Origin of the sequence: Lelliottia wanjuensis (assembly GCF_030238365.1) — a bacterium.
Taxonomy (GTDB): Bacteria; Pseudomonadota; Gammaproteobacteria; order Enterobacterales; family Enterobacteriaceae; genus Enterobacter; species Enterobacter wanjuensis.
In genome coordinates this window covers 130,564-154,335 of the sequence record NZ_JASSOT010000066.1, presented here as the reverse complement: position 1 = coordinate 154,335, position 23,772 = coordinate 130,564, and the positions used below count along the sequence as shown (strand labels likewise).

22 protein-coding genes are annotated in these 23,772 nt (G+C 57.4%); 10 read left to right on the top strand and 12 right to left on the bottom strand.

The window, feature by feature from the left end:
- Positions 1-7: 7 nt before the first annotated feature.
- Complete coding sequence (locus tag QQF33_RS19775) at positions 8-709, top strand: DnaA inactivator Hda (protein WP_282495522.1); 702 nt, start codon at positions 8-10, stop codon at positions 707-709.
- Positions 710-778: 69 nt separating this feature from the next.
- Here QQF33_RS19775 and QQF33_RS19770 read toward each other — a convergent pair whose 3' ends face one another.
- The 3 genes from QQF33_RS19770 to celB are packed head-to-tail and all read right to left on the bottom strand — an operon-like array spanning position 779 to position 4,485.
- Complete coding sequence (locus QQF33_RS19770) at positions 779-2,206, bottom strand: leucyl aminopeptidase family protein (protein WP_285158462.1); 1,428 nt, start codon at positions 2,204-2,206, stop codon at positions 779-781.
- 2 nt (positions 2,207-2,208) lie between these two features.
- Complete coding sequence (locus tag QQF33_RS19765) at positions 2,209-3,162, bottom strand: N(4)-(beta-N-acetylglucosaminyl)-L-asparaginase (RefSeq protein ID WP_285146856.1); 954 nt, start codon at positions 3,160-3,162, stop codon at positions 2,209-2,211.
- 3 nt (positions 3,163-3,165) lie between these two features.
- The gene (celB, locus tag QQF33_RS19760; protein WP_285158461.1) at positions 3,166-4,485 is read right to left on the bottom strand and encodes a PTS cellobiose transporter subunit IIC; all 1,320 of its coding nucleotides are present in this window, start codon (positions 4,483-4,485) and stop codon (positions 3,166-3,168) included.
- A gap of 158 nt (positions 4,486-4,643) precedes the next feature.
- Between celB and QQF33_RS19755 the strand changes: the two genes are divergently transcribed.
- On the top strand, positions 4,644-5,468 hold the full coding sequence (locus tag QQF33_RS19755) for an XRE family transcriptional regulator (RefSeq protein WP_285158460.1): 825 nt from the start codon (positions 4,644-4,646) through the stop codon (positions 5,466-5,468).
- On the opposite strand, the gene arsC is transcribed toward QQF33_RS19755, so the two are convergent.
- Positions 5,465-5,824 (bottom strand): arsenate reductase (glutaredoxin), encoded by a 360-nt coding sequence (arsC, locus tag QQF33_RS19750; protein ID WP_285146852.1) that lies wholly within the window; start codon positions 5,822-5,824, stop codon positions 5,465-5,467. The genes QQF33_RS19755 and arsC overlap by 4 nt on opposite strands.
- A 12-nt stretch (positions 5,825-5,836) precedes the next feature.
- On the bottom strand, positions 5,837-7,300 hold the full coding sequence (bepA, locus tag QQF33_RS19745) for a beta-barrel assembly-enhancing protease (RefSeq protein ID WP_285158459.1): 1,464 nt from the start codon (positions 7,298-7,300) through the stop codon (positions 5,837-5,839).
- A gap of 221 nt (positions 7,301-7,521) precedes the next feature.
- Here bepA and QQF33_RS19740 point away from each other — a divergent pair, with 221 nt between their 5' ends.
- Entirely contained in the window at positions 7,522-8,583 is a 1,062-nt protein-coding gene (locus QQF33_RS19740; RefSeq protein WP_282495490.1) for an AI-2E family transporter, read from the top strand.
- 129 nt (positions 8,584-8,712) lie between these two features.
- On the opposite strand, the gene bcp is transcribed toward QQF33_RS19740, so the two are convergent.
- Together bcp and QQF33_RS19730 are read right to left on the bottom strand one after the other, a co-directional pair.
- On the bottom strand, positions 8,713-9,183 hold the full coding sequence (bcp, locus tag QQF33_RS19735) for a thioredoxin-dependent thiol peroxidase (protein WP_100779347.1): 471 nt from the start codon (positions 9,181-9,183) through the stop codon (positions 8,713-8,715).
- Complete coding sequence (locus QQF33_RS19730) at positions 9,183-9,743, bottom strand: glycine cleavage system transcriptional repressor (RefSeq protein ID WP_282495489.1); 561 nt, start codon at positions 9,741-9,743, stop codon at positions 9,183-9,185. Before QQF33_RS19730 ends, bcp begins: the two co-directional genes overlap by 1 nt.
- 145 nt (positions 9,744-9,888) lie before the next feature.
- On the opposite strand from QQF33_RS19730, the gene dapA reads away from it, so the two are divergent.
- The 6 genes from dapA to ypfH all read left to right on the top strand — a co-directional run bounded on the left by dapA (position 9,889) and on the right by ypfH (position 16,399).
- Entirely contained in the window at positions 9,889-10,767 is an 879-nt protein-coding gene (dapA, locus tag QQF33_RS19725; RefSeq protein WP_282495488.1) for a 4-hydroxy-tetrahydrodipicolinate synthase, read from the top strand.
- Between the two features lie 16 nt (positions 10,768-10,783).
- Positions 10,784-11,818: an outer membrane protein assembly factor BamC gene (gene bamC, locus QQF33_RS19720; protein WP_282495487.1), complete on the top strand. Its 1,035-nt coding sequence runs from the start codon at positions 10,784-10,786 to the stop codon at positions 11,816-11,818.
- Positions 11,819-11,926: 108 nt separating this feature from the next.
- Positions 11,927-12,640, top strand: coding sequence for a phosphoribosylaminoimidazolesuccinocarboxamide synthase (gene purC / locus QQF33_RS19715; protein ID WP_095282862.1), 714 nt, complete (start codon positions 11,927-11,929; stop codon positions 12,638-12,640).
- A 120-nt stretch (positions 12,641-12,760) separates the two neighbouring features.
- Positions 12,761-13,630: a KPN_02809 family neutral zinc metallopeptidase gene (gene ypfJ, locus QQF33_RS19710; RefSeq protein WP_285146850.1), complete on the top strand. Its 870-nt coding sequence runs from the start codon at positions 12,761-12,763 to the stop codon at positions 13,628-13,630.
- A 26-nt stretch (positions 13,631-13,656) separates the two neighbouring features.
- Positions 13,657-15,630: a tRNA(Met) cytidine acetyltransferase TmcA gene (locus QQF33_RS19705; RefSeq protein WP_285158458.1), complete on the top strand. Its 1,974-nt coding sequence runs from the start codon at positions 13,657-13,659 to the stop codon at positions 15,628-15,630.
- Between the two features lie 73 nt (positions 15,631-15,703).
- Positions 15,704-16,399 carry an esterase gene (gene ypfH / locus QQF33_RS19700; protein WP_285149815.1) on the top strand — a complete coding sequence of 232 codons (696 nt, stop codon included), beginning with the start codon at positions 15,704-15,706 and terminating at the stop codon, positions 16,397-16,399.
- A gap of 68 nt (positions 16,400-16,467) precedes the next feature.
- Here the strand turns inward: ypfH and QQF33_RS19695 are convergent, their stop codons facing one another.
- The 3 genes from QQF33_RS19695 to QQF33_RS19685 are packed head-to-tail and all read right to left on the bottom strand — an operon-like array spanning position 16,468 to position 18,182.
- Positions 16,468-16,671 (bottom strand): YpfN family protein, encoded by a 204-nt coding sequence (locus tag QQF33_RS19695; protein ID WP_095282858.1) that lies wholly within the window; start codon positions 16,669-16,671, stop codon positions 16,468-16,470.
- Between the two features lie 25 nt (positions 16,672-16,696).
- Positions 16,697-17,824 (bottom strand): succinyl-diaminopimelate desuccinylase, encoded by a 1,128-nt coding sequence (gene dapE, locus QQF33_RS19690; protein WP_282495483.1) that lies wholly within the window; start codon positions 17,822-17,824, stop codon positions 16,697-16,699.
- A 10-nt stretch (positions 17,825-17,834) separates the two neighbouring features.
- On the bottom strand, positions 17,835-18,182 hold the full coding sequence (locus tag QQF33_RS19685; protein WP_282495482.1) for an ArsC family reductase: 348 nt from the start codon (positions 18,180-18,182) through the stop codon (positions 17,835-17,837).
- Positions 18,183-18,571: 389 nt separating this feature from the next.
- Here QQF33_RS19685 and ypfM point away from each other — a divergent pair, with 389 nt between their 5' ends.
- Complete coding sequence (ypfM, locus tag QQF33_RS19680; protein WP_100780840.1) at positions 18,572-18,631, top strand: protein YpfM; 60 nt, start codon at positions 18,572-18,574, stop codon at positions 18,629-18,631.
- Positions 18,632-18,745: 114 nt separating this feature from the next.
- Here the strand turns inward: ypfM and acrD are convergent, their stop codons facing one another.
- Positions 18,746-21,859: a multidrug efflux RND transporter permease AcrD gene (acrD, locus tag QQF33_RS19675; RefSeq protein WP_282495481.1), complete on the bottom strand. Its 3,114-nt coding sequence runs from the start codon at positions 21,857-21,859 to the stop codon at positions 18,746-18,748.
- 130 nt (positions 21,860-21,989) lie between these two features.
- Positions 21,990-23,681, bottom strand: a complete 1,692-nt coding sequence (gene narQ / locus QQF33_RS19670; RefSeq protein ID WP_285158457.1) for a nitrate/nitrite two-component system sensor histidine kinase NarQ — start codon at positions 23,679-23,681, stop codon at positions 21,990-21,992.
- Positions 23,682-23,772 lie beyond the last annotated feature (91 nt).

Below are 23,772 nucleotides of genomic sequence, written 5' to 3'. Positions count from 1 at the left end.
GGTATTTCTGAACGGACCGGCACAGCTCTCTCTGCCACTTTATCTTCCTGACGACGAAACTTTCGCGAGTTTCTGGCCGGGCGATAACCCCTCTTTACTGGCTGCACTGCAAAACGTGTTACGCCAGGAGCACAGCGGATACATTTATATCTGGTCACGCGAAGGCGCGGGACGCAGCCATCTGCTGCACGCCGCCTGCGCGGAGCTTTCCCAGCGCGGCGACGCGGTAGGCTACGTGCCGCTGGATAAGCGCACCTGGTTTGTCCCGGAAGTGCTCGACGGCATGGAACATCTTTCGCTGGTTTGCATCGACAATATCGAATGCATCGCCGGGGATGAGCTGTGGGAAATGGCGATGTTTAACCTCTACAACCGGATTCTGGAATCGGGGAAAACCCGGTTGCTGATCACCGGCGATCGCCCACCACGCCAGCTGAATCTCGGATTACCGGACCTGGCGTCTCGTCTCGACTGGGGACAAATTTACAAGCTGCAGCCGCTCTCCGATGAAGACAAACTTCAGGCGCTGCAGTTGCGCTCGCGGTTACGCGGGTTTGAGCTGCCGGAAGACGTGGGACGTTTTCTGTTAAAACGGCTGGATCGCGAGATGCGCACCCTGTTTGATACGCTGGATCAGCTCGACCACGCGTCTATCACCGCCCAGCGCAAGCTGACCATTCCGTTTGTGAAAGAGACGTTGAAGTTATAGAGCCGTAGGCCGGGTAAGGCGAAGCCGCCACCCGGCTTTGTTGCCCGGCGGCGCTTCGCTTGCACGGGCCTACGATTCGATATCCGCTAACAAATGCTCGACTAATAACGGAATCGGCCGTCCTGACGCCACGCTTCTCCCGCCTTCACGCCACAACGCGGTCCCGCTGATATCCAGGTGCGCCCACGGAATCGTCGGCGGACAAAAATGATGCAATAGCCACGCCGCTGACGCGCTGATCGCCGCGTTGTTGGTCGGGGTATTGCACAGATCGGCAATCGTACTCTCCGTCTGCTTTTTCAGCCGCGCGTCCAGCGGCAGCGACCACACTTCGTCCCCGCTCCTGATCCCTGCCTGGGTCAGATGATCCCGCAACATCTCGTTCTGCGTCATCAATCCGCTCAGCTCATAGCCCAGCGCCTTCACTACCGCGCCGGTTAACGTTGCCATATCAATGATGTAGTGCGCCTGCGGATGCCGCTGGCTCGCCCAGGCGATGGCATCGGCCAGCACCAGTCGTCCTTCGGCGTCGGTATTGTTGATCTCCACCGTCAGACCGTTACAGGCCCGCGCCACGGTTCCCGGCTGCATGGCGTCCGGGCCGATGGCGTTTTCCGCCAGCGCCAGCACGCCCATAATCTTCACTGGGAGTTTGAGTTCAGCCACCGTGAGCATCAGCCCCAACACGTTAGCCGCGCCGCACATGTCGTACTTCATGGTGTACATGCCCGCGCCTTCTTTCAGCCACAGACCGCCCGTATCAAAAGTGATCCCTTTGCCGACGTAACAGCGAACCGGACCGTCATTTGTGCCGTCGTAATGAATCGCCAGCAGGCGCGGCGGGCAGGTGGCCCCTTTGCCCACGGCATGCAGCAGACCAAGACCTTGTTCCACGATCTGTTTTTCATCGAGCACTTCGCAGCGCAAGGCAGGGAAGGCGGCACAGAGCGTTTGGGCTTCGTCGACCACATATTGCGGCGTGCAGCGATCGGACGGTGTATCCGCCAGACGACGCGCGGCGATCATTCCGTTGGCGATGGCCTGCTGCTGCTGGATGATTTTCGCCAAACGCTCTCGCTGCTCAGGCAGACAAAGCGCGGCGATGTGGCGAATCCGAACAGTAGAGTCGTCTTTTTTCTTCAGCTGCAAATCACTGAGTTTATGCGCCTGGTTGAACAGAAAGCGCAGCACCTGAGCCAGCACGGTGTCGTGAATATGGCTGACATCTATCACCACATTCTCGCTGACGGGCGTGGCAAACAGCGGACGCAGGGCGTTCACTAATCCGTCGGTCAGCGCATCCTGCCACAGGGCGTCCGGCAGCAGGGTGATGCGAGCGAAGGGCGCGCAGCCGAAGCGCGTATCCGCTACGCTTGTGAGTTCACGCATTTCACGAATCAGGGCGGTATCCGGCAGTTGCGCGCAGGACGGGCGCGCCAGCAGATGTGTCTCAGGTTTTGCTGCTGCAAGAGTGGTCATCAGCTCACAGGTGATCATGGTTATTCCTCAATCGGGGCGCGGATCCGCGCGGCATAGGCCTGCATCCATTCGTCATCCACGGCCTGATAGTGGGTTTTCTCGCGCAGGCGTTCGGTGCGAAAAACGGTTAACGGCTGAGTGGCGGTAGCGACCACAAACGAGAAGGTTTTGATATTGGTCGCTGCACCAAACTCGCCTTTGTTATTCATGCACACCACCGAGAGATCGCCCACGCGGCCAAAGCGCGACATCAGCTTATCTTCCAGCTCGAAGACCACGGAATCCGCGGCCTGCTGCGGCGTCATGCCCTGCGCCATGCGGCGGACGATTTCGTAGCTGGTGCAGCCTTTCATCAGGTCTTCACCCACGCCAGTGGCGGTGGCCGCCCCCGTTTCGCTGTCGCAGTAAAAACCTGAACCGATGATCGGTGAATCCCCGATGCGCCCGCGTTTTTTCATAAACAGGCCGCTGGTGGAGGTGGCAACGCTCATCGAACCCTGTTTATCGAGCCCGATAATGCCGACGGTGTCGTGGCCGTCATAGGGGCTTAAGCCCTTATCCAGCGTTTCTCGACAGCGCTTGCGGTAGTGCTGCATCGCCCGGTCAGTGAGCATGGTTTTGTCCGAAAAGCCCTGACTCAGCGCCCACTCGCGCGCGCCCTGGCCGACCAGCAGGCTGTTGTAGCGCTGGCGGCTGAGCGCCTGAGCGACCCGCACCGGGTTGGCGATATCCACCAGGTTGCCCACTGCGCCGAAGGCCAGGGTGTCGCCGTCCATATAGGCGGCGTCGAGTTCCACCTCGCCATTTTCGGTAGGCAGCCCGCCGTAGCCGACGGACTTGTAAAACGGGAAGTCTTCAACGGCAGCAACGGCATCCACTACCGCCGTCGAAACCGGCTTCCCCGCAGCCAGCGCAGACGCAGACTCCGTCACTCCTTCCAGCGCCATTCGCCAGGTTGCGATAATTCCCCACATGCTTTACTCCTGTTTAGCCAGTGTGGCTTCGGGTTGCGTCGCGGTGGCGATTTCCGCCGCGCGGTACTGTTTGTCCAGAATGCGCATAAACGGCAGATAGAGCATCGCGCCGATCAGCAGGTTGAGCAGTTGCATCACGCTGCCGCTAATGTGCCCGGTGACGATAAATCCGCTGATCACCGGCGGCAGCGTCCAGGGAATAAACACCCCGGTCGTCACGGCGACGGCGCCAATTTTCATCGCCGCATACTGGACGGTGACTAACACCAGCGGCACCAGGTTAAACGGAATCAGCATGATCGGGTTCATGATCACCGGCAGGCCGAATAGAATCGGTTCGTTGATGTTAAACACCGACGCGCCCGCACCGAGCCGCGCCACTTCGCGCATGTTTTTACTGCGGGCAAAAATCAGCATCGCAATCACCAGCGACAGCGTGGCACCCGCGCCGCCCATCCAGATCATGTCGAAAAACTGTTCGGTGATAATGTGCGGCGGCGTCACACCCGCCTGAATGGCGGCGATGTTGTCGGTCTGGTTCTCCATCCACAGCGGACGGATGATGCCGTTGATCATCGACCCGGAGTTAATGCCCACGGACCACAAAATGGTGATGCTGAACACCGTCATCAGCGCGCCGAAATAGGAGGTGCCGTAGTGACGCACCGGCGTGGCGACCACTTCATAGATGAACTGATGGATGGTGTGGTAATGGGTGTTTTCAAACAGGATGCGGATCACCAGCACCAGGATCATCACCACCAGGGCGGGGATCAGCGCGGCAAAAGACTCCTGCACCGCGGGCGGTACCCCCTCTGGCATTTTGATCACCAGATTTTTGCGCTTCAGCCAGCAGAACAGCTCCGTCCACAGCAGCGAGCCAATCATCGCCACGAACAGCCCTTTACTGCCAATCCACTCGACCGGCATCACGGTAATGCCGCCGTTCTCCGCCACTTTGATAAACGGTGTCAGGATCAGGAAGCTGACCAGCGCCAGGATCCCGCACGAGATGCGGTCTTCGCCGTAATGCTCCGCCAGACGGAAGGCGACCAGGAAGCTGATAAACAGCGACATGGTGGAGAAGACGGCGTTAAACGGGATCTCGATAATCGAGCTCCAGCTTTCGCCGAAGGCTGACGACATAAATTGCTGATAGGTCTGATTCGGAAACGACGAGATCACCAGCAGGATCGACCCGACGATGATAAATGGCATGAATGAAACGTACGCGCCACGAATGGCACCCAGATGACGCTGCTGAGCCGTTTTGGCCGCCAGCGGCATCAATTTTGCTTCCATAAATCCCAGAACATTGTTCATTGTGAACTCCGTACAAGATCGAGTGACGTTGTTTGTGTTATGTCTGAGGATTATCAGCGAAGCGTTGCCACCGAAAGGTGAAACAGGTCACAATGTAATCGCGTTGTTAATATAAATCTCATGAGATTAGTTATAAGAAATTCCACTGAGGATTTGGGATGGAAATTAAACTGCACGCCAATGCCACCACCACACCGCGCACCCGTCGCTATCTGCAGGAGTCTGATAAAAGCGACAGAGAGCTGGCCGTGGAGCTGGGCATTTCGGTCACTACCGTCCGGCGCTGGCGCAAGCGCGAGCAGGTTTCAGATAACCATACGACGCCAAAAGTGATACACAAAGCGATGAGACAAGAGCAGGTGTCATTGATTAATGCCCTGCGCGACGCCACCGGTGCGCCGCTGGACGAACTTTTGCTGCTGGTGACTGAAGGACTGGGGATCAGCGTTTCGCGCGCGACGCTCAATCGCTACCTGAAACCCGCTGCGGCATCGCGCCAGGGCGCGCCACTGCAGGGTACAAAGGCGCTAAAAGCGGGTCTTATGCCGCAGCGGCTGGAGCTGCATCATCTCCCGCTCTCGCTGCATATGGATGACGGCGGCGAGCAACATCTCCTGTGGGCGCGGGAGCCGATTAGCGGCTGGTGTTTCGCCCGGCTTTACGCGGGAATTTCGCCGCAGCTGGTGGCGAACTGGGCGAAAGAGCTGCTGAAAGCCTGCCCGGCTGATATCCAATCCGTTGAGACTTTCGGTTTTACCACGCGTTTAAACCTGGACGGTGTGGTGATAAAAAACAGCGCGGCGAAGCACAGTGCGGTGCAGGTGACGGTCCCGCTTGGCGAGATTATTCCGCGGGTGAATGTGGAACCGGCAGGGCAACTGCTGATGCGGATCGGGGAGTTTTACAATCAGGGCAAAGCGCAGAAAAAGCTGGGAGACACGACGCCGCAGGCTTTTCTCGAAGCACTGCGGCGCAATGTTTAGTTGAGGATTTCGAGCACATCTTCCGGCGGGCGGCCAATGCGCGCTTCACCGTTGGCGACCACAATCGGGCGTTCCATTAGCTTAGGATTTTCGACCATCGCCTGAATCAGGTCCTCTTCAGACAGGTGGCTGTCATCAAGGTTTAAGGACTTATACAGATCCTCTTTCTGGCGCATCAGCTCCCGTGCGCTCGTCATACCCAGCATGTGCAGGAGCTGGCGGATGGTGGCGGCGTCCGGCGGGGTGTCCAGATACAACACCACTTCAGGGTCAATGCCGTTAGATTTCAACAGGCTCAGGGTGTCGCGGCTCTTGGAGCAGCGAGGGTTGTGATAAATTTTTACCGCGTCTGACATGACTTCTCCTTATTACATCTTCTCGTACGGCTTGAAGCGTTGCTGCAACCCGCGCAGCTGATCGATTCGGGCGTCGTAACGTGCCTGCTGCAGGCTGCCCAGTTTGACCTGCGAACTGGCGCTGCTTAACAGGGAAATCGACTGATCCAGGCGCCCTACCAGGGCAAAACCTTCGGCGCGCGCGGCCAGCTCCTGATCGCGGTTGCCGAGCTGCGCTTCGGTCTGCGCCAGCAGATCCCAGCCGTTTTGATCGTCTTTGTGGTCAAACGTGTAGCGATTCAGAATCGTCGCCGCGTCCTTGGGCTGACCGCCCTGTAAGTAAGCGTTCGCCAGGTTGAGCTGCAACACCGGATTGGTGCGCAGATCTTTGGCGTTTTTCAGGCGGTTAATCGCATCGGCTGTTTTCTTCTGCCCTAAATCAATATCGGTCGAGAGATCCAGATACCAGGCGTTGTTCGGATCGGCGGCCAGCAGCGGCTGGAGTGCTTTGCGCGCTTCATCGTATTTGCTGGTTTCCATCGCCTGCAGCGCGCGGCCGTACTGCGCCGCGTTCTGCTCGCGGACGTTGCCTTTCGCCAGCGCATCGAGCAGTTCGCCCGTCAGCTGGTTACGCCCGGAATTGTACATGCCGAGGGTTCTGACCTTCGCCATGTAGAAATCCTGCGACGACTGAACGACGACCGGACGCATCTGGTTGGCGCGGTTACGCGCATCGGATAGACGGCTTTCCGGCAGGGGGTGGGTCAGCAAAATTTCCGGTGGGCGGGTAGAGTACCGCGCCTGGTCGAGCAGTTTTTCGAGGAACGACGGCATCGCCTGCGGATCAAACCCGGAGCGCTGGAGCACCTGAATGCCAATGCGGTCCGCTTCCTGTTCGTTCTGCTGGGTAAAGCTGATCATCCCCTGGCGCGTTCCGGCGAGCGTGCCGGTTAACGCCGCCATCCCGGCCTGCGGGCTGGCCATCGCCAGCAGAATCGAGCCTAAGGCACCGACCCAGGTCAGGGGCGCATTCTTTTTCTGATCTTCCATCGCACGCGCCAGATGGCGTTGGGTGACGTGGGAGATTTCGTGCGCCATCACCGACGCAAGCTGGCTTTCGTTATCGGAATAGCGGAATAACGCCGAATGCAGCACCACGTTGCCGCCGAAGAAGGCGAAGGCGTTGATTTCGTCGTTATTGATTAAATAGAAGTGGAAAGGGGTTTTGACCGAATCGGCGTGGGCCACGAGGCGCATGCCGAGCCCGTTGATATATTGCACCAGCAGAGGGTCATTGATCAGCGGCGCGCTGCCGCGGAGCTGACGCACATAGTAATCACCCATCTGCATCTCTTGCCCGATGGAGAGCGTGCTTCCTGCTGAGGTACCCATGTCCGGCAATGTATCGGCGGAGTCAGCGAAAGCTGGCGCCATTTGGCCGACAGTCAGCGCGGCAATCAGCGTTGCAACCAGAGTTTTTTTCAACTGCCTGAACATAACCTCTGCCCTGTATTTTGGATGTAGCCATTTGACCGAAGAACGTGCATATCGTTCACCTTCAACTGCTCTGCGAGTGTAGCCGTGTTAGGGCGTGAAGAAAATCCCCGGCGTCGGCCTTTTGCGTTTCGTGACGCCGCGTCAAAAATGGAAAGTCTTTTGTGTGACAGTTAGATACAATTCGCCTCTCGCTCCAGCCATCAGATTCAGGGAAGGGTTGTATGCTCGAAATGTTAATGCAGTGGTATCGGCGTCGTTTCAGCGATCCCGAAGCCATTGCTTTGCTGGTCATTCTGGTCGCCGGGTTCGGTATTTTATTCTTCTTCAGTGGCCTGCTGGCGCCGCTTCTCGTTGCCCTGGTGCTGGCCTATCTCCTCGAATGGCCGACGGTTCGGCTGGAGAAAATCGGCTGCTCCCGCCGCTGGGCGACCAGCATCGTGCTGATCCTGTTCGTCGGGATTTTGCTGTTGATGTCCTTCGTGGTGATGCCCGTGGCCTGGCAGCAGGGGATTTACCTGATCCGCGATATGCCGGGGATGCTGAATAAACTCTCCGATTTTGCCGCCACGCTGCCGCGTCGTTATCCGGCGCTGATGGACGCGGGCATTATTGATGCGATGGCGGAAAACATGCGCGCCCGCATCATGACGATGGGCGATTCGGTGGTGAAATACTCCCTCGCTTCGCTGGTGGGGCTGCTGACGCTGGCGGTCTATCTGGTGCTGGTGCCGCTGATGGTCTTCTTCCTCGTGAAGGACAAAGAGCAGATGCTCAACGCCGTGCGCCGCATTCTGCCGCGCAACCGCGGTCTGGCAGGGCAGGTGTGGAAGGAGATGAACCAGCAGATCACCAACTACATTCGCGGCAAAGTGCTGGAGATGATTGTGGTCGGCGTCGCGACCTGGATTGGCTTCATCATCTTCGGCCTGAACTATTCCTTGCTGTTGGCGGTGCTGGTGGGCTTCTCGGTGCTGATCCCCTATATCGGCGCGTTCGTGGTGACGATTCCGGTGGTCGGCGTGGCGCTGTTCCAGTTTGGTCTCGGCACTGAGTTCTGGAGCTGTTTCGCCGTGTACCTGATTATTCAGGGGCTGGATGGCAACCTGCTGGTGCCGGTGCTGTTCTCGGAAGCGGTGAACCTGCACCCGCTGGTGATTATTCTGTCGGTGGTGATTTTCGGCGGTCTGTGGGGTTTCTGGGGCGTGTTCTTTGCGATACCGCTGGCGACGCTCATTAAAGCCGTGGTTCACGCGTGGCCGGATGTGCCTGCCGTGGAAGAGTAAATTTGCCGGGTGGCGCTGCGCTTACCCGGCCTACAATGTTAAAAAAGGCAACCTCTCGGTTGCCTTTTGCGTTTTATTTGTAGGCCCGTGCAAGCGTAGCGCCGCCGGGCAGCAGACGGCTCAAGCAACTCACGCGTTCGCTTTCAGCCAGTCGAGCACCACGTCGTGGTGGTTGCTGGTTTTGAAATCGTCAAACACATGTTCAACTTTGCCATCGGCATCGATCAGGAAACTGATGCGATGAATGCCGTCGTAGGTTTTGCCCATAAAGGTCTTCTCGCCCCAGACGCCAAACTGTTCGCAGACCTGATGGTCTTCATCGGAGAGCAGCGTAAAGTTCAGCAGCTCTTTTTCAGCGAAACGTGACAGTTTTTCTGATTTATCGGTGCTGATACCCAGCACGTCGACCCCAGCTTTTTTCAAATCATCCATGTTATCGCGTAAACCGCACGCCTGTACGGTACACCCTGGCGTCATGGCTTTCGGGTAGAAATAGACCAGAACACGCTGTCCCTGGAAGTCGGTCAAATTTACTTGCTCGCCGTCTTGATCGGGCAGGCTAAATTTCGGTGCGATGTCACCGGCTTTCAGTGGATTCATTACTCAACTCCATCCTGTTCGTGCTGCGAATAATTGACGACGTTTATACTGCCTTGTGCATTGAGTTCTGTACAGAGTGCTTTGAACGCTTGCTCAATATTTGATGCATCGTGTGAGGCAGGGCTGTGTGCGGTGATCTGAATGAACAATTTTGGTACAGGCCCCGGCTGTGTGCGGGAGACCAGTTCGGCGATGTTCATCTGATGGCTGTCAAAGAGAGCCGTGAAACGTTCGATTAAATGCGGGGAGTCGGTGACTTCAACCTGCACCCAGACGGTCGCCGGCATCGCCGGGCGCGGGCGCGCAGTTGTGCGTTTCATCACGATCAGCAAATCCAGCTCCGCGCCTTTAAGCGGTAAAGTGGATTCAATGAGCGTAATCGCGTTCCATGTCCCGGAGAGCAGCATGATAAAGGTGAACTCGTCGCCCAGCATGGCCAGGCGGCTGTCTTCGATATTACAGCCGCAACTGCTGACGTGGCGGGTGATGGTGTTCACAATACCGGCTCTGTCGGCACCCAGCGCAGTGATAACCAGGTAATGTTGTGATGAGGTTGTCAAACCTGTTCTTCCTTTGCGTGGTTAAGTCATCCTAAGGAAAGCATAAAAAAAACGTGCATACAACAGCCTGGACGCCTTACGTCGCTTGCTTTTATTACAGTTCCAAACGTACCATTGAGAATCTTGTTTGCACAGAGGATGGCCCATGTTCACGGGAAGTATTGTTGCGCTTGTTACGCCGATGGATGAGAAAGGTAATGTCTGCCGGTCAAGCCTGAAAAAACTGATTGATTACCATGTCGCCAACGGGACTTCGGCGATCGTTTCCGTAGGGACTACCGGTGAATCCGCCACCCTGAGCCATGACGAACACGGCGATGTGGTGATGATGACCGTCGAACTGGCGGACGGGCGTATCCCTGTGATTGCCGGGACGGGGGCAAATGCCACCGCAGAGGCCATCAGCCTGACCCAGCGTTTCAACAACAGCGGTATCGTCGGCTGCCTGACGGTGACCCCGTACTACAACCGCCCGACCCAGGAAGGTCTGTTCCAGCATTTCAAAGCCATCGCTGAACATACTGACTTGCCACAAATTCTGTATAATGTGCCGTCGCGCACTGGCTGCGATATGCTGCCGGAAACCGTAGGCCGTCTCTCGAAAGTTAAAAATATTATCGCAATTAAAGAGGCGACCGGGAACTTAAGCCGCGTTCACCAGATCAAAGAGCTGGTTTCAGACGACTTTATCCTGCTCAGTGGTGATGATGCGACCGCGCTGGACTTCATGCAGCTCGGTGGTCACGGGGTGATTTCCGTGACCTCTAACATCGCGGCGCGTGATATGGCCGAAATGTGCAAACTGGCTGCGGCGGGTCATTTCGACGAAGCTCGCTTGATTAACCAGCGTCTGATGCCGCTGCACACAAAATTATTTGTCGAACCCAATCCGATCCCAGTGAAATGGGCATGTAAGGAGTTGGGACTTGTAGCGACCGACACGCTGCGTCTGCCGATGACCCCCATTACCGACCATGGTCGTGAAGTGGTCACCGGGGCGCTGAAGCATGCCGGTTTGCTGTAGAGTTTAGGGAGATTTGATGGCTTACTCAGTACAGAAGTCGCGCCTGGCGAAGGTTGCGGGTGTTTCGCTTGTTATGCTCCTCGCCGCCTGTAGTTCAGACTCGCGCTACAAGCGCCAGGTGAGCGGTGATGAATCCTATCTGGATGCAGCGCCGCTTGCTGAACTTCATGCGCCAGCGGGTATGATCCTGCCGATTCAAAACGGCGATTACAATATTCCTGTCACCAACGGCAGTGGCGCAGTGGGCAAAGCGCTGGACATTCGTCCACCGGCACAGCCTCTGGCGCTGGTGAGTGGTGCGCGTACCCAGTTTACGGGTGACACCGCAACCCTGCTGGTCGAAAACGGTCGAAACAGTACCCTGTGGCCGCAGGTGGTGAGCGTGATTCAGTCGAAAAATTACGCCATTGATAAGCGCGACGACGCGAGTCAGAGCCTGACGACCGACTGGATCGAATGGAACCGTCTGGATGAAGATCAGCAGTACCGTGGTCGTTATCAAGTCTCTGTCAAACCACAGGGTTATCAGCAGGCCGTCACGGTCAAGCTGCTGAACCTGGAGCAGGCTGGTAAGCCAGTGGCGGATGCGGCATCCCTGCAGCGCTACAGCACCGAAATGCTGAACGTGATTGCCTCGGGTCTCGATAAAAACGCGACCGATGCGGCGAACTCCGCGCAGAGCCGCAGTGGCGTGACCTTCGACGTGCAGAGCGCCGCCGATGACACCGGTCTGCCAATGTTGGTGGTGCGTGCACCGTTCCAGCAGACCTGGCAGCGTCTGCCAGCCGTGCTGGAAAAAGCCGGTATGAAAGTGACCGACAGCACCCGTTCAACGGGCAGCATGACGGCCACCTACAAACCGCTTTCCGATAGCGCATGGAAAGATCTGGGTGCCAGCGATCCGGGCCTCGCTTCCGGCGATTACAAAATTCAGGTCGGTGACCTCGATAACCGCAGCAGTTTGCAGTTCATCGATCCGAAAGGTCACACGCTGACCCAGTCGCAGAACGATGCGCTGGTGGCGGTCTTCCAGGCTGCATTCAGCAAATAAAAAACAGGGCTGGTTAATCCAGCCCTTTTTATTTTCGTGCTACGCAAACGTGTGCGTGGCATAATATCCCGAGATTTTGACCATATCATCACACCAGGAGTAATGAAGATGCAGAAGCAAGCTGAGTTGTATCGTGGCAAAGCGAAGACCGTATACAGCACCGAAAACCCGGATCTGTTGGTGCTCGAGTTCCGCAATGATACGTCAGCAGGGGATGGCGCGCGCATTGAGCAGTTCGACCGTAAAGGCATGGTGAACAACAAGTTCAACCATTTCATTATGAGCAAACTCGCCGAAGCCGGTATCCCGACTCAGATGGAAGCCTTGCTGTCCGATACGGAGTGTCTGGTGAAAAAACTGGATATGGTTCCGGTCGAATGCGTAGTGCGTAACCGCGCCGCGGGCTCCCTGGTGAAGCGTCTGGGCATTGAAGAAGGCATCGAGCTGAACCCGCCGTTGTTCGATCTGTTCCTGAAAAATGACGAAATGCACGATCCGATGGTCAACGAATCCTACTGCGAAACCTTCGGCTGGGTGAGCAAAGAGAACCTGGCGCGCATGCAGGAGCTGACCTACAAAGCCAACGACGTGCTGAAAAAGCTGTTTGATGACGCGGGCCTGATCCTCGTCGATTTCAAACTGGAGTTCGGTCTGTACAAAGGCGAAGTGGTGCTGGGCGATGAGTTCTCCCCGGACGGCAGCCGCCTGTGGGACAAAGAAACCCTCGATAAAATGGACAAAGACCGTTTCCGTCAGAGCCTGGGTGGCCTGATTGAAGCGTACGAAGCCGTTGCGCATCGTCTGGGCGTTAAACTCGATTAATTCCCTTGCAGGCCAAAGGATATGCACATCCTTTGGCTTCTTACCCTTGTTTCCTATGGTAATCCGCCCGTTAACCGCCTACGATCACTCTATCAATATGAAGAGAATTTCGAGGTGGTTATGCGCTGGCAAGGGCGTCGTGAAAGTGACAATGTAGAAGACAGGCGCAGCAGTGGCGGCATGGGGCCCTCCATGGGCGGGGGCGGCATGCGGCTTCCCGGCGGTAAAGGCGGCATTGTGCTGCTGCTTATCGTGCTGGTGGCGGGCTACTACGGTGTCGATCTGACCGGTTTAATGACCGGGGAACCGGTGCAACAGCAGCAACAATCTCAGCGCTCCATCAGCCCGAACGAAGATGAAGCCGCCAAATTTACCTCCGTGATTCTGGCGACCACCGAAGATACGTGGAGCCAGCAGTTCGAAAAAATGGGTCGCACCTACCAGCAGCCAAAACTGGTGATGTACCGCGGCGCAACGCGCACGGGATGCGGCACCGGCCAGTCCGTGATGGGCCCGTTCTACTGCCCGGCGGACAGCACCGTCTATATCGATCTCTCCTTCTATGACGACATGAAACGCAAGCTCGGCGCTGACGGCGATTTCGCTCAGGGCTATGTGATTGCCCATGAAGTCGGCCACCACGTGCAGAAACTGCTCGGCATCGAGCCCAAAGTGCGCCAGCTGCAGCAAAACGCCTCTCAAACCGAGGTAAACCGCCTGTCCGTTCGCATGGAACTGCAGGCCGACTGCTTCGCGGGCGTCTGGGGCCACAGCATGCAGCAGCAGGGCGTGCTGGAGTCCGGCGATCTGGAGGAGGCGCTGAACGCCGCGCAGGCCATCGGCGACGACCGTCTGCAACAGCAGAGTCAGGGCCGCGTGGTGCCGGACAGCTTCACCCACGGCACATCCGAAGAGCGCTACACCTGGTTTAAACGCGGTTTTGCGAGCGGCGATCCGGCCCAGTGCAACACCTTTGGTAAAGCCATGTGATGTGTTGCGCCAGGGAAGAGGCCGTGATGTTTGACCGTCTGGTTGCAGAGCTACAGCGGGAAGGGCATCGTCGACTGCTGGTCATTAGCGGCGACGAGGCGTGGTCCCAGGCGCAGTCCGAGCGGCTTCGTGACGCGCTGCCTGGCGACTGGCTGCGAATGGAGAACGATGCGCCTCAGGCATTAAAAAGCCTGCTCGGGCGCGAATACCGCCACGCGATTTTCGATGCCCGTCGCGGGTTTGACGTCTCAACCTTTGCGGCGCTCAGCGGAACGCTCCGCGCCGGAAGCCTGCTGGTGTTACTCACCCCGCCTTTCGCGGCCTGGCCTGAACAGCCCGACAGCGACTCCCTGCGCTGGAGCGACAGCGAACACCCCATCGCGACGCCGCATTTTGTCCACCATTTTTGCCGAACGGTGAGCCAGGATCCCGGCGTCATGGTCTGGCAACAGCATCAACCTTTCCCGGATAGTACGCTTCCTTCCGCACCCGACTGGCAGCCCGCCAGCGGCGAGCCGCAGCGCGAGCAGGATGAGATTCTGGCGGCATTATGTCAGATGCAATCCGGCGTGGCGGTGGTGACCGCCCCGCGCGGACGCGGGAAATCCGCGCTGGCAGGGATGTTGCTGAGCCGCATTTCGGGCCACGCTATCGTTACCGCTCCGGCGAAAGGGGCGACGGACGTCATCGCTCGCTTCGCGCAGGATAACTACCACTTTATGGCACCCGACGCCCTGCTGGCCTCGGACCAACAGGCCGACTGGCTGATTGTCGATGAAGCCGCCGCGATCCCCGGCCCTTTGCTGGAAAAGCTGGTGTCGCGTTTCCCGCGCGTATTACTCACGACGACCGTTCAGGGCTACGAAGGCACGGGACGCGGATTCTTACTCAAATTCTGCGCCCGGTTCAGCGGGCTGCATCATTTCACCCTTTCTGAACCGATTCGCTGGGCACCAGACTGCCCCCTTGAGCGCGTGGTGGCTGACGCGCTGTTATTTGACGACGTTGTGGATGTAACTCCCAACGGCGCACCCGAGATCCTCGCACTGGAACAAAACGCCTGGGCGCGCCAGCCGCAGCTCGCGGCGGACATCTACAGGCTGTTGTGCTCCGCGCACTACCGCACGTCTCCACTGGATCTACGCCGGATGATGGACGCGCCGGGCCAGCATTTTGCCGTCGCGCGCGTCGGGGAAAAACTGGCGGGTGCGCTGTGGCTGGTGGACGAGGGCGGATTAAGCCCAGAGCTGAGTCAGGCGGTGTGGGCGGGGTATCGACGTCCGCGCGGCAATCTGGTGGCGCAGTCTCTTGCCGCCCACGGCGGTTCACCGCTGGCCGCGACCCTTATCGGGCGACGCGTCACGCGTGTGGCGGTTCATCCTTCGCGGCAGCGCGAGGGCATCGGCCAGGCGCTTATCGCTGATGCAAGCCATCATGCACAGCAGGATTATGTCTCCGTGAGCTTCGGTTACACCGATGAGCTGTGGCGCTTCTGGCAGCGCTGCGGGTTTGTGCTGGTGCGTATCGGCAGCCATCGCGAAGCCAGCAGCGGGTGCTACACGGCGATGGCGCTGCGACCTGTCAGCGAGGCAGGGCAGGCGCTATGCGTGCAGGAGCATCACCGGTTGTGCCGCGATGCGCGCATCATTGAGCAGTGGAACGGAGAAAAGATCCCGGTGGAGGAGCGCTGGGAGACTACCCTTAATGATGATGACTGGCTGGAGCTGGGCGGTTTTGCCTTTGCCCATCGACCGCTGGCAACCTCTGCGCCGGCCCTGACGCGATTGCTGCTGGCGACCACTCTGCCGCTTCAGGCGCTGCGTGGCAAACTGGAAGAGAACCGAGACGACGCCTTGCTGTGTGCCGATCTCGCGCTTCAGGGTCGCAAACCGCTGCTGGCGCGACAGCGTCAGGAGGCGGCGCAAGCACTTGACTATCTTGATGTCGAACGCGCTCAGCAGCTCAAGACTGACATTTTGCAATGGCAATTTTTTCAATGACTTCTTCAATGAAGTGGCATGGTCATTACCCCACAGAGGCGTAAAATCCTGACTATCAATTAAGGAGACTGCCATGAAACATGACCATTTTGTTGTCCAAAGCCCTTCCAGCCCCGCGCAGCAACTGCTGCTGCTGTTTCATGGCGTCGGCGATAATGCAGTGAATATGGGGCAAATCGGCAGCTGGTTTGCGCCGATTTTTCCGGACGCGCTCATCGTCAGCATCGGTGGCGTAGAGCCTTGCGGTCCTCAGGGGCGTCAGTGGTTTTCCGTGCAGGGCGTGACGGAAGAGAACCGTCAGGCGCGTATCGATGCCATCATGCCGACCTTCATTGAAACCGTGCGCTACTGGCAACAACAGAGCGGCGTCGGGGCCGGGGCGACCGCGCTGATCGGTTTCTCGCAGGGGGCGATTATGTCGCTCGAGAGCGTGAAAGCGCTGCCAGGGCTGGCGTCTCGCGTCGTTGCCTTTAACGGCCGCTTCGCGACCTTACCGCAGAGCGCCACGACGGCAACGACGATCCACCTGATCCACGGCGGAGAAGATCGCGTGATTGAGTTGTCCCATGCGGTCGCCGCGCAGGAAGCGCTGATTCGTGAAGGCGGGGATGTGACGCTGGATATCGTGGATGAACTGGGTCACGCCATTGACGATCGCAGCATGCAGTTCGCGCTGGATCACCTGCGTTTTACCGTGCCGAAGCACTATTTCGACGAAGCGTTAAGCGGCAGTAAGCCGAACGACGACGATATTGTGGAATTTATGTGATTCGTTACCCCTCACCCTGACCCTCTCCCCATAGGGGAGAGGGAACTGTAGGGTGCGGAGTTTGACGATTACTTCTGGTCTTTCTGGTCTTTCTTCGGCCAGTTGTCGTCATCGTCCCACTTATCGTTAAAGTCACGATGCGGGGGAAGCTCAGGTTTATTGGCGAGGAACTTCTTGTGGTCCACGCGCTTCAGATCTTTGATCACGTTCAGCAGCACGCCTACCAGAAACACCAACACCAGAATCCACCAATATTTAGCCAGCCAGTCCATTCGCTATTCCTTCTCAGAGCAGTCGTCAGGCGACGAGTTGCTCCATGATACGTTGATACATACGAGCCAGTAGCTGCAAATCAGCCGCGTTCACGCATTCATTGATTTTATGAATGGTGGCGTTTACTGGGCCCAGTTCGACAACCTGCGCACCCATCCGGGCGATAAAGCGTCCGTCTGAGGTACCGCCGGTGGTCAGGAGCTGCGGTTTAATTTCATTATAGTGCGCGATAGCGTTAACCACCGCATCAACCAGCTTGCCGCGTTGCGTCAGGAACGGCTGGCCAGAAAGCCACCAGTCCAGGGTGTAGCGCAGTTCGTACTTATCCAGCAGAGCGATGACGCGGGATTTGATCATCTCGTCCGTCAGTTCGGTGCTAAAGCGGAAGTTGAACTGCACGAAGAAGTCGCCCGGAATGACGTTGTTGCTGCCGGTCCCGGCCTGCACGTTGGCAATCTGCATACTGGTCGGCGGGAAGAATTCGTTGCCTTTATCCCACTCGATGCCCACCAGTTCGTTGAGCATCGGCGCGGCGCGGTGTACCGGGTTATCGGCCAGATGCGGATAGGCAACGTGGCCCTGTACACCGTGGATCGTCAGGTTGCAGGTCAGCGAGCCGCGACGGCCATTTTTCACGACGTCGCCCACCACTTCGGTACTCGACGGCTCACCCACCAGACAATAATCCAGACGCTCGCGGCGCTCCATCAGGGCTTCGACCACTTTCACGGTGCCATTTTTGGCGCTGGCTTCTTCGTCGGAGGTGATTAAAAACGCGAGGCGATTTTTGTGGTTCGGATGCTGGGCAACAAAGCGTTCAGCGGCGACGACCATTGCCGCCAGCGAGCCTTTCATGTCCGCCGCGCCGCGGCCAAACAGCATTCCGTCGCGGATGGTCGGTTCGAAAGGTGGGTTGATCCAGCGATCAGCGTCGCCCGCAGGGACGATATCGGTGTGACCGGCAAAAGCCAGCGTTTCGCCCTGGCCGCGCCATGCCCAGAAGTTCTGGGTGTCGCCAAAATCCATACGCTCAACGGTAAAACCAATGGCGCGCAGGCGCTCAATCATTAATGCCTGACAACCTGCGTCGTCCGGGCTAAGGGAGGGACGGCGAATAAGCTGCTGAGTCAGCTCAATGACCGGGCAAGACATAGACTACACCTCAAATGATTTGTGTATAACTGGATTCACTAAAACCCAGCAGCATAGGCTGCCCTGGCGCGCAGAGCAATGGGCGTTTGATGATCGCTGGCATTTCGAGCATTAATTTCGCGGCGCTGTCGGCATCCGTGATGGAATTGCGCACAGATTCATCGAGTTTTCGCCATGTGGTCCCGCGCGTATTCAGCAGCGCCTCCCAGCCCAGCTCTTTGATTGCGGTATGCAGGAATTCCGCATCCAGGCCGTCGGCGCGATAGTCATGAAAGCGATAATCAACGTTATTGGCTTCCAGGAAGCGGCGGGCTTTCTTGATGGTGTCGCAATTTTTAATGCCGTACATCACAATCATGGTGAATCCTTTTGTCTTTATTTATAGCGAATGTTCAATTTTTTCGACTTTATATTGTTTGGAGAAATATAACACATTCAGCTTATCGTTAATTCAGCTATGCCGATTAATTCAACTTACAGCTGTTAGCTGAATAGTGTTTCATCTTTTACGCATAAATGTCCAGTCGCGTTAAATTTCCTTTAAAGTCAGTCCAGAATAAGATTATCACCCGCTCGTATGGTTGTTTCTAAATATTGCGATTGGTCACATAAAATTAAAGGAGATAGGGCCATATTTGTCTCAGGGCCAGCACAGCAGCGGGGGAGCCAATCGTAACCATTGATTAAATTATCTTCACAATGCCGATATATTCTCATAGAATACGCATAATAATAAGAGAGGTTGTTATGATTGAACGTGAACTGGGGAACTGGAAAGATTTTATCGAAGACATGCTTCGTAAATGACATTCAGGAAGAACTGCAAGAGCACTTAATTTAGTTATAAAAATGATGTGATAGTTTTTAAACAAATCACACGTTAAAAAGGCGGCTATCAAAGCCGCCTTTTTTATTGCCTGATTACTCCGGCTTTTCTTTTAGCGGGAAGCGCTGGCGCACCAGCACGAAGAACAGCGGAACGAAGTAGATGGCGAGGATGGTCGCAGAGATCATCCCGCCCATTACCCCGGTCCCGACCGCGTGCTGGCTGCTGGAGCCTGCGCCGGAGCTGGTGGCCATCGGCAGGACGCCAAACACAAACGCCAGCGAGGTCATCAGGATTGGGCGCAGACGCTGACGACAGGCGTGTAGCGTGGACGAGAGCAGATCGTGGCCCTTCGAATTCATCTCATTGGCAAACTCGACGATCAGTATGGCGTTCTTCGCCGATAGCCCGATCACCGTCAACAGCCCCACCTGGAAGTAAACATCGTTCTCCAGACCGCGCATCCAGGTCGCAAGCAGAGCGCCAATCACCCCGAGCGGCACCACCAGCATCACCGAGAACGGTACCGACCAGCTTTCATACAGGGCGGCCAGACAGAGGAATACCACCAGCAGGGAGACGGCGTACAGGGCAGGGGCCTGCGCGCCGGAGAGGCGTTCCTGATAGGACATCGCCGTCCACTCCAGGCCAAACCCGGCAGGCAGCTGATGCACCAGGTTTTCCATGATATCCATCGCCGTCCCGGTACTCACACCCGGCGCGGCTTCCCCGACGATCTCCAGCGCGGAGTAGCCGTTGTAACGCTCCAGTCGCGGAGAACCGCTCTCCCAGTGGGAGCTGGCGAAGGCCGAGAACGGCACCATGCCGCCGGAGTTATTGCGCACATACCAGAGATTAATGTCGTCCGGCAGCATGCGGTAAGGCGCGGCGGCCTGAACGTAGACTTTTTTCACGCGCCCGCGATCCATAAAGTCGTTCACGTAGCTGGAACCCCAGGCGGTTTGCAGCGTGTCGTTGATATCGTCGATGGACACGCCCAGCGCCTGCGCTTTACGCTGATCGATATCGACCTGCAGCTGCGGGCTGTCATCCAGACCGTTGTGACGCACGCGCGTCAGCTCCGGATTTTTACCCGCCAGCTCAAGCAGCTGATCGCGTGCGGCCATCAGGGCATCGTGTCCGACACCAGCGTGATCCTGCAATTCCATATCAAAGCCCGCCGAACTGCCGAGGCCGCTGATCGCCGCCGGGCTGCTGGCAAAGACCCGCGCCTCTTTGATGTGGCTAAAGGCTTTGGTGGCCCGCTCGATAATGGCGAATGAGGAGCCGGTTTTGCTGTCGCGTTCGTCCCAGTTTTTCAGGCGCACGAACATACGCGCGACGTTCTGCCCGTTCCCGCCCGGGCCGGAGCCGACGGTGGAGAACACCGACACGATGTTGTCTTTCTCTTTGGTGAAGAAGTACGACTCGACGTTCTCCACCACTTTCAGCGTCTGCTGCTGAGTCGCGCCGCTCGGGAGCTGCACGGAGGTGATAAACATCCCCCGGTCTTCCAGCGGCAGGAACGAGGTCGGCAGGCGCAGGAACAGGAACACCATCCCGCCGAGCAGCAGGACGTAAATCAGTATCCAGCGCAGACTGCGGTGGAGGATTTTCCCCACCCCCGCTTCGTAGCGCGCCGCATTGCGGTTGAACATGCGGTTAAACCAGCCAAAGAAACCCTTCTGGCCGTGCTGTTCGCCCTTGTGCAGCGGCTTAAGCAAAGTCGCGCAGAGCGCGGGCGTCAGGATCATCGCCACCAGTACCGAGAGCACCATCGCCGAGACTATGGTGATCGAGAACTGGCGGTAAATTGCGCCGGTGGTGCCGCCGAAGAAGGCCATCGGCACAAACACAGCGGAGAGCACCATGGCGATACCGACCAGCGCGCCCTGAATCTGACTCATCGATTTGCGCGTCGCCTCTCGCGGCGACAGACCCTCTTCGGTCATGATGCGCTCGACGTTCTCCACCACCACGATGGCATCATCCACCAGCAGGCCGATCGCCAGCACCATCGCAAACATGGTCAGGGTGTTGATGCTGTAGCCAAAGGCGTAGAGCACGGCGAAGGTGCCGAGCAGTACCACCGGAACGGCGATAGTCGGAATCAGCGTGGCGCGGAAGTTTTGCAGGAACAGGTACATCACGAGGAACACCAGCGCGATGGCCTCGAGCAACGTTTTGACCACATCCTCAATCGAGGCTTTGACGAAAGAGGTGGTTTCATAGGCGACTTTGTACTCCAGCCCATGCGGGAAGTACTGAGAGAGTTCATCCAGCCGGTCGATAACCAGCTTCGCGGTCGCCATCTCGTTCGCGCCGGAGGCCAGTTTTACCCCGATACCGGACGCCTGATTACCGTTAAACCGGCTCAGATAATCGTACTTTTCCGCGCCCATTTCGACGGTGGCGACATCGCCAAGACGCACTTCGGATCCGTCCTGATTCACCCGCAGGGTGATATCGCGGAACTGCTGCGGCGTCTGGAGCAGGGACTGGGAGTTGATGGTGGCGTTCAGCGCCTGTTTATCCACCGACGGCGTACCGCCCAGCTGCCCGACGGCAATCTGCGCGTTCTGAGATTTGATGGCATTGGTCACGTCGGTGGCGGTCATCTGGACGCTGTTCAGCTTCGCCGGATCCAGCCAGATACGCATGGAGTACTGCGAGCCGTAAGCGTCGATATCGCCGACGCCGTTGATACGGCTCAGCGGGTCCTGAATATTACTCGCGACGTAATCCGAAATATCCTGCTTATCCATCGACCCGTCGGTGGAGACGAAGGCGATGGTCAGGATGTTGGAATCGCCGGTTTTACGCACCGTCACGCCCTGGTTCTGCACCGCCTGCGGCAGCTTACGCATAGCCGATTGCAGCTGGTTTTGCACCTGCTGGACTGCTTCGTCGGGATCGGAGCCGGCGGTAAAGCTCAGGGTTACGGTCGCCTGACCCGTCGCGCTGCTCTGCGACGACATGTACATCAGGTTATCCAGCCCGGTCATGTTCTGTTCAATCACCTGGGTGACGGTGTTTTCCAGGGTTTGCGCCGACGCACCCGGATAGTTCGCGGTGATACGCACGTTCGGCGGGGCCAGATCGGGATATTGCTCAACAGGTAAAGACAAAATGGCGAGAGTGCCGGTCAGACATAAAATAATTGCCAGCACCCAGGCAAAAATGGGGCGATCAATGAAAAAATTCGCCATGAAAATAAGACCTCGTAAGCTTGCATCGTTATTGTTTATTGCCCGCTTAACTCTAGCGGCAAGGCGGATGCCAAACGTGGAGAAAAAAAGGAGTTAGTGTAAATTATCATGCGCATTTACAGCGCATTGTTTACTTTCCGACCTCAGGTTCCGGCGTGCGAAAACGAATACACACCTGGGTTCCACCGTTCTGCGGCTGCGAGAAACTTAGCGAGCCGCCCAACCGTTCGGCGCGCTCGCGCATGATGTTCAGCCCGTAATGCCCCGGCGGTTCGCTCGCGTCCCCGATCCCAATTCCGTTATCACGAATATAGACCGTATGTTCGCCGTCTGGCGCGGTAACGCAGCTGACGGTAATCACCGTCGCCTGGGCGTGTTTGATGGCGTTCAGCACCGCCTCACGCACGATTTGCAGCAGATGGACCTGTTTTTGCGCGTCCAGCGCCAGCGATGAGAGACGGCAGTCCAGCTCCAGCTTCGCGCTGGTCTGGCTTTGCAGGCCGCCGAGCGCTTCATGCAGGGCCGCCGGAAGATTGGAGTGATTGAGCGTCAGGCGGAAGGTGGTCAGCAGCTCGCGCAGCTGTCGCCAGGCGTTGTTCAGCTCGCGTGAGAAATCAGTAATGATGGTCTGCGCCGGGACGTTATCGTCCGGTACCGCGCGTTTGAGCAGCGTCAGCTGAATACGCAGGTAGGACAACACCTGCGCCAGGGAGTCGTGCAGCTCGCGGGCAATGGTGGCGCGCTCCTCCATCAGCAGCAGCTGCTGGAAGTGTTTTTGCGCCTTATTAAAGTAGAGGCCCCGCCCGAGCATTGTCGCCACGCTTTTCATCAGCGGCTCCGGCACCACGCTGTCGCTCTGCCAGCGCAGCTCGCCAAAGCGCGTCTCCTGCATCACCACCGGCAGGGTAAAGGTCTCGCGTTCGGCTTTTTTTGTCCCTTCGCACACCTGCCAGTTGTCTCCGGCCTGCAGTTCCAGATAGCTCATGCCGGTATATTCCTGAACGATCTGGATGATGTGGCGGAAACAATGGGTGTCTATCTGGCTGGCATTCAGCGCCTGCGAGCATTTGAACAGCATTTCGAGCTGCTGGTGGGCTTCGTTCAGATGGCGGGTTTTTTCTTCAACCGTGCTCTCAAGCGAGCGATAGTGCTTATGGAGCTCGGCGGACATGTGGTTGAAGGTGCGCGAGAGCAGCCCCAGTTCGTTGGGCAGGTGCGTGTCCTCGGCCTGAATGTCGAAATTGCCCTGTTCCATTTTCTGGCTGGCGTACACCAGATGATTAAGCGGGGCGACCACTTCCCGGCGGATCCCGCGCAGCGTCATGATCACCAGCAGTAAAATCCCTAAGCCTCCGGCCAGTGAAATGGCGACTACCAGCTGCATTTTATGTTCCGCGTAGTGCTGAAGGGCGAGCACGAAGGTATCAATACGCTCCACATATTGCTGAATATGGTCCTGATACCAGACTTTATCCCCCGCTTCGAGATGGCGGTCCATCTCCACCCACGCAATCTGTAGCTGCTGATAACCGGTTTTCACCGACTCCGGCACGTACCAGCGATCCAGCTCTTTGAGTACCGGGGAGTTGAGGGTGCTTTGCCAGTGAAGGCGATGGTCAGAAAACGCGGTGCTGTTGCGTTCGAGATCGTAGCCCAGCCGGTAGCTCTGCATGCGCAGTGAGCCCGCGATATTAATGGCTTCGGCGTCCCGCAGACTGCTGGCGAGCGTCATCAACGCAATGCCGCTGGTCAGCACGGAGAGCAAAATTATCGAGATAAAAGCCTGGGCCAGGCTTCCAGATACAGGACGTTTAACGATCACAACTCGGTTTCCTGAACGTTACTGAAACGCAATTTTACCTGGGATGAAATAAATTGATCTGTCACAGGTAAGTCGTAAATAGTCCCCCGTC

Coding starts and splice junctions, on each gene's coding strand:
- QQF33_RS19755 (WP_285158460.1), top strand. CDS start 4,644: ATGGAAATTAAACTGCACGCCAATGCCACCACCACACCGCGCACCCGT.
- QQF33_RS19705 (WP_285158458.1), top strand. CDS start 13,657: ATGTTTGACCGTCTGGTTGCAGAGCTACAGCGGGAAGGGCATCGTCGA.
- QQF33_RS19770 (WP_285158462.1), bottom strand. CDS start 2,206: ATGATCACCTGTGAGCTGATGACCACTCTTGCAGCAGCAAAACCTGAG.
- dapE (WP_282495483.1), bottom strand. CDS start 17,824: ATGTCTTGCCCGGTCATTGAGCTGACTCAGCAGCTTATTCGCCGTCCC.
- celB (WP_285158461.1), bottom strand. CDS start 4,485: ATGAACAATGTTCTGGGATTTATGGAAGCAAAATTGATGCCGCTGGCG.
- acrD (WP_282495481.1), bottom strand. CDS start 21,859: ATGGCGAATTTTTTCATTGATCGCCCCATTTTTGCCTGGGTGCTGGCA.
- bcp (WP_100779347.1), bottom strand. CDS start 9,183: ATGAATCCACTGAAAGCCGGTGACATCGCACCGAAATTTAGCCTGCCC.
- bamC (WP_282495487.1), top strand. CDS start 10,784: ATGGCTTACTCAGTACAGAAGTCGCGCCTGGCGAAGGTTGCGGGTGTT.
- QQF33_RS19695 (WP_095282858.1), bottom strand. CDS start 16,671: ATGGACTGGCTGGCTAAATATTGGTGGATTCTGGTGTTGGTGTTTCTG.
- arsC (WP_285146852.1), bottom strand. CDS start 5,824: ATGTCAGACGCGGTAAAAATTTATCACAACCCTCGCTGCTCCAAGAGC.
- QQF33_RS19685 (WP_282495482.1), bottom strand. CDS start 18,182: ATGATTGTGATGTACGGCATTAAAAATTGCGACACCATCAAGAAAGCC.
- purC (WP_095282862.1), top strand. CDS start 11,927: ATGCAGAAGCAAGCTGAGTTGTATCGTGGCAAAGCGAAGACCGTATAC.
- QQF33_RS19765 (WP_285146856.1), bottom strand. CDS start 3,162: ATGTGGGGAATTATCGCAACCTGGCGAATGGCGCTGGAAGGAGTGACG.
- bepA (WP_285158459.1), bottom strand. CDS start 7,300: ATGTTCAGGCAGTTGAAAAAAACTCTGGTTGCAACGCTGATTGCCGCG.
- QQF33_RS19740 (WP_282495490.1), top strand. CDS start 7,522: ATGCTCGAAATGTTAATGCAGTGGTATCGGCGTCGTTTCAGCGATCCC.
- ypfH (WP_285149815.1), top strand. CDS start 15,704: ATGAAACATGACCATTTTGTTGTCCAAAGCCCTTCCAGCCCCGCGCAG.
- dapA (WP_282495488.1), top strand. CDS start 9,889: ATGTTCACGGGAAGTATTGTTGCGCTTGTTACGCCGATGGATGAGAAA.
- ypfJ (WP_285146850.1), top strand. CDS start 12,761: ATGCGCTGGCAAGGGCGTCGTGAAAGTGACAATGTAGAAGACAGGCGC.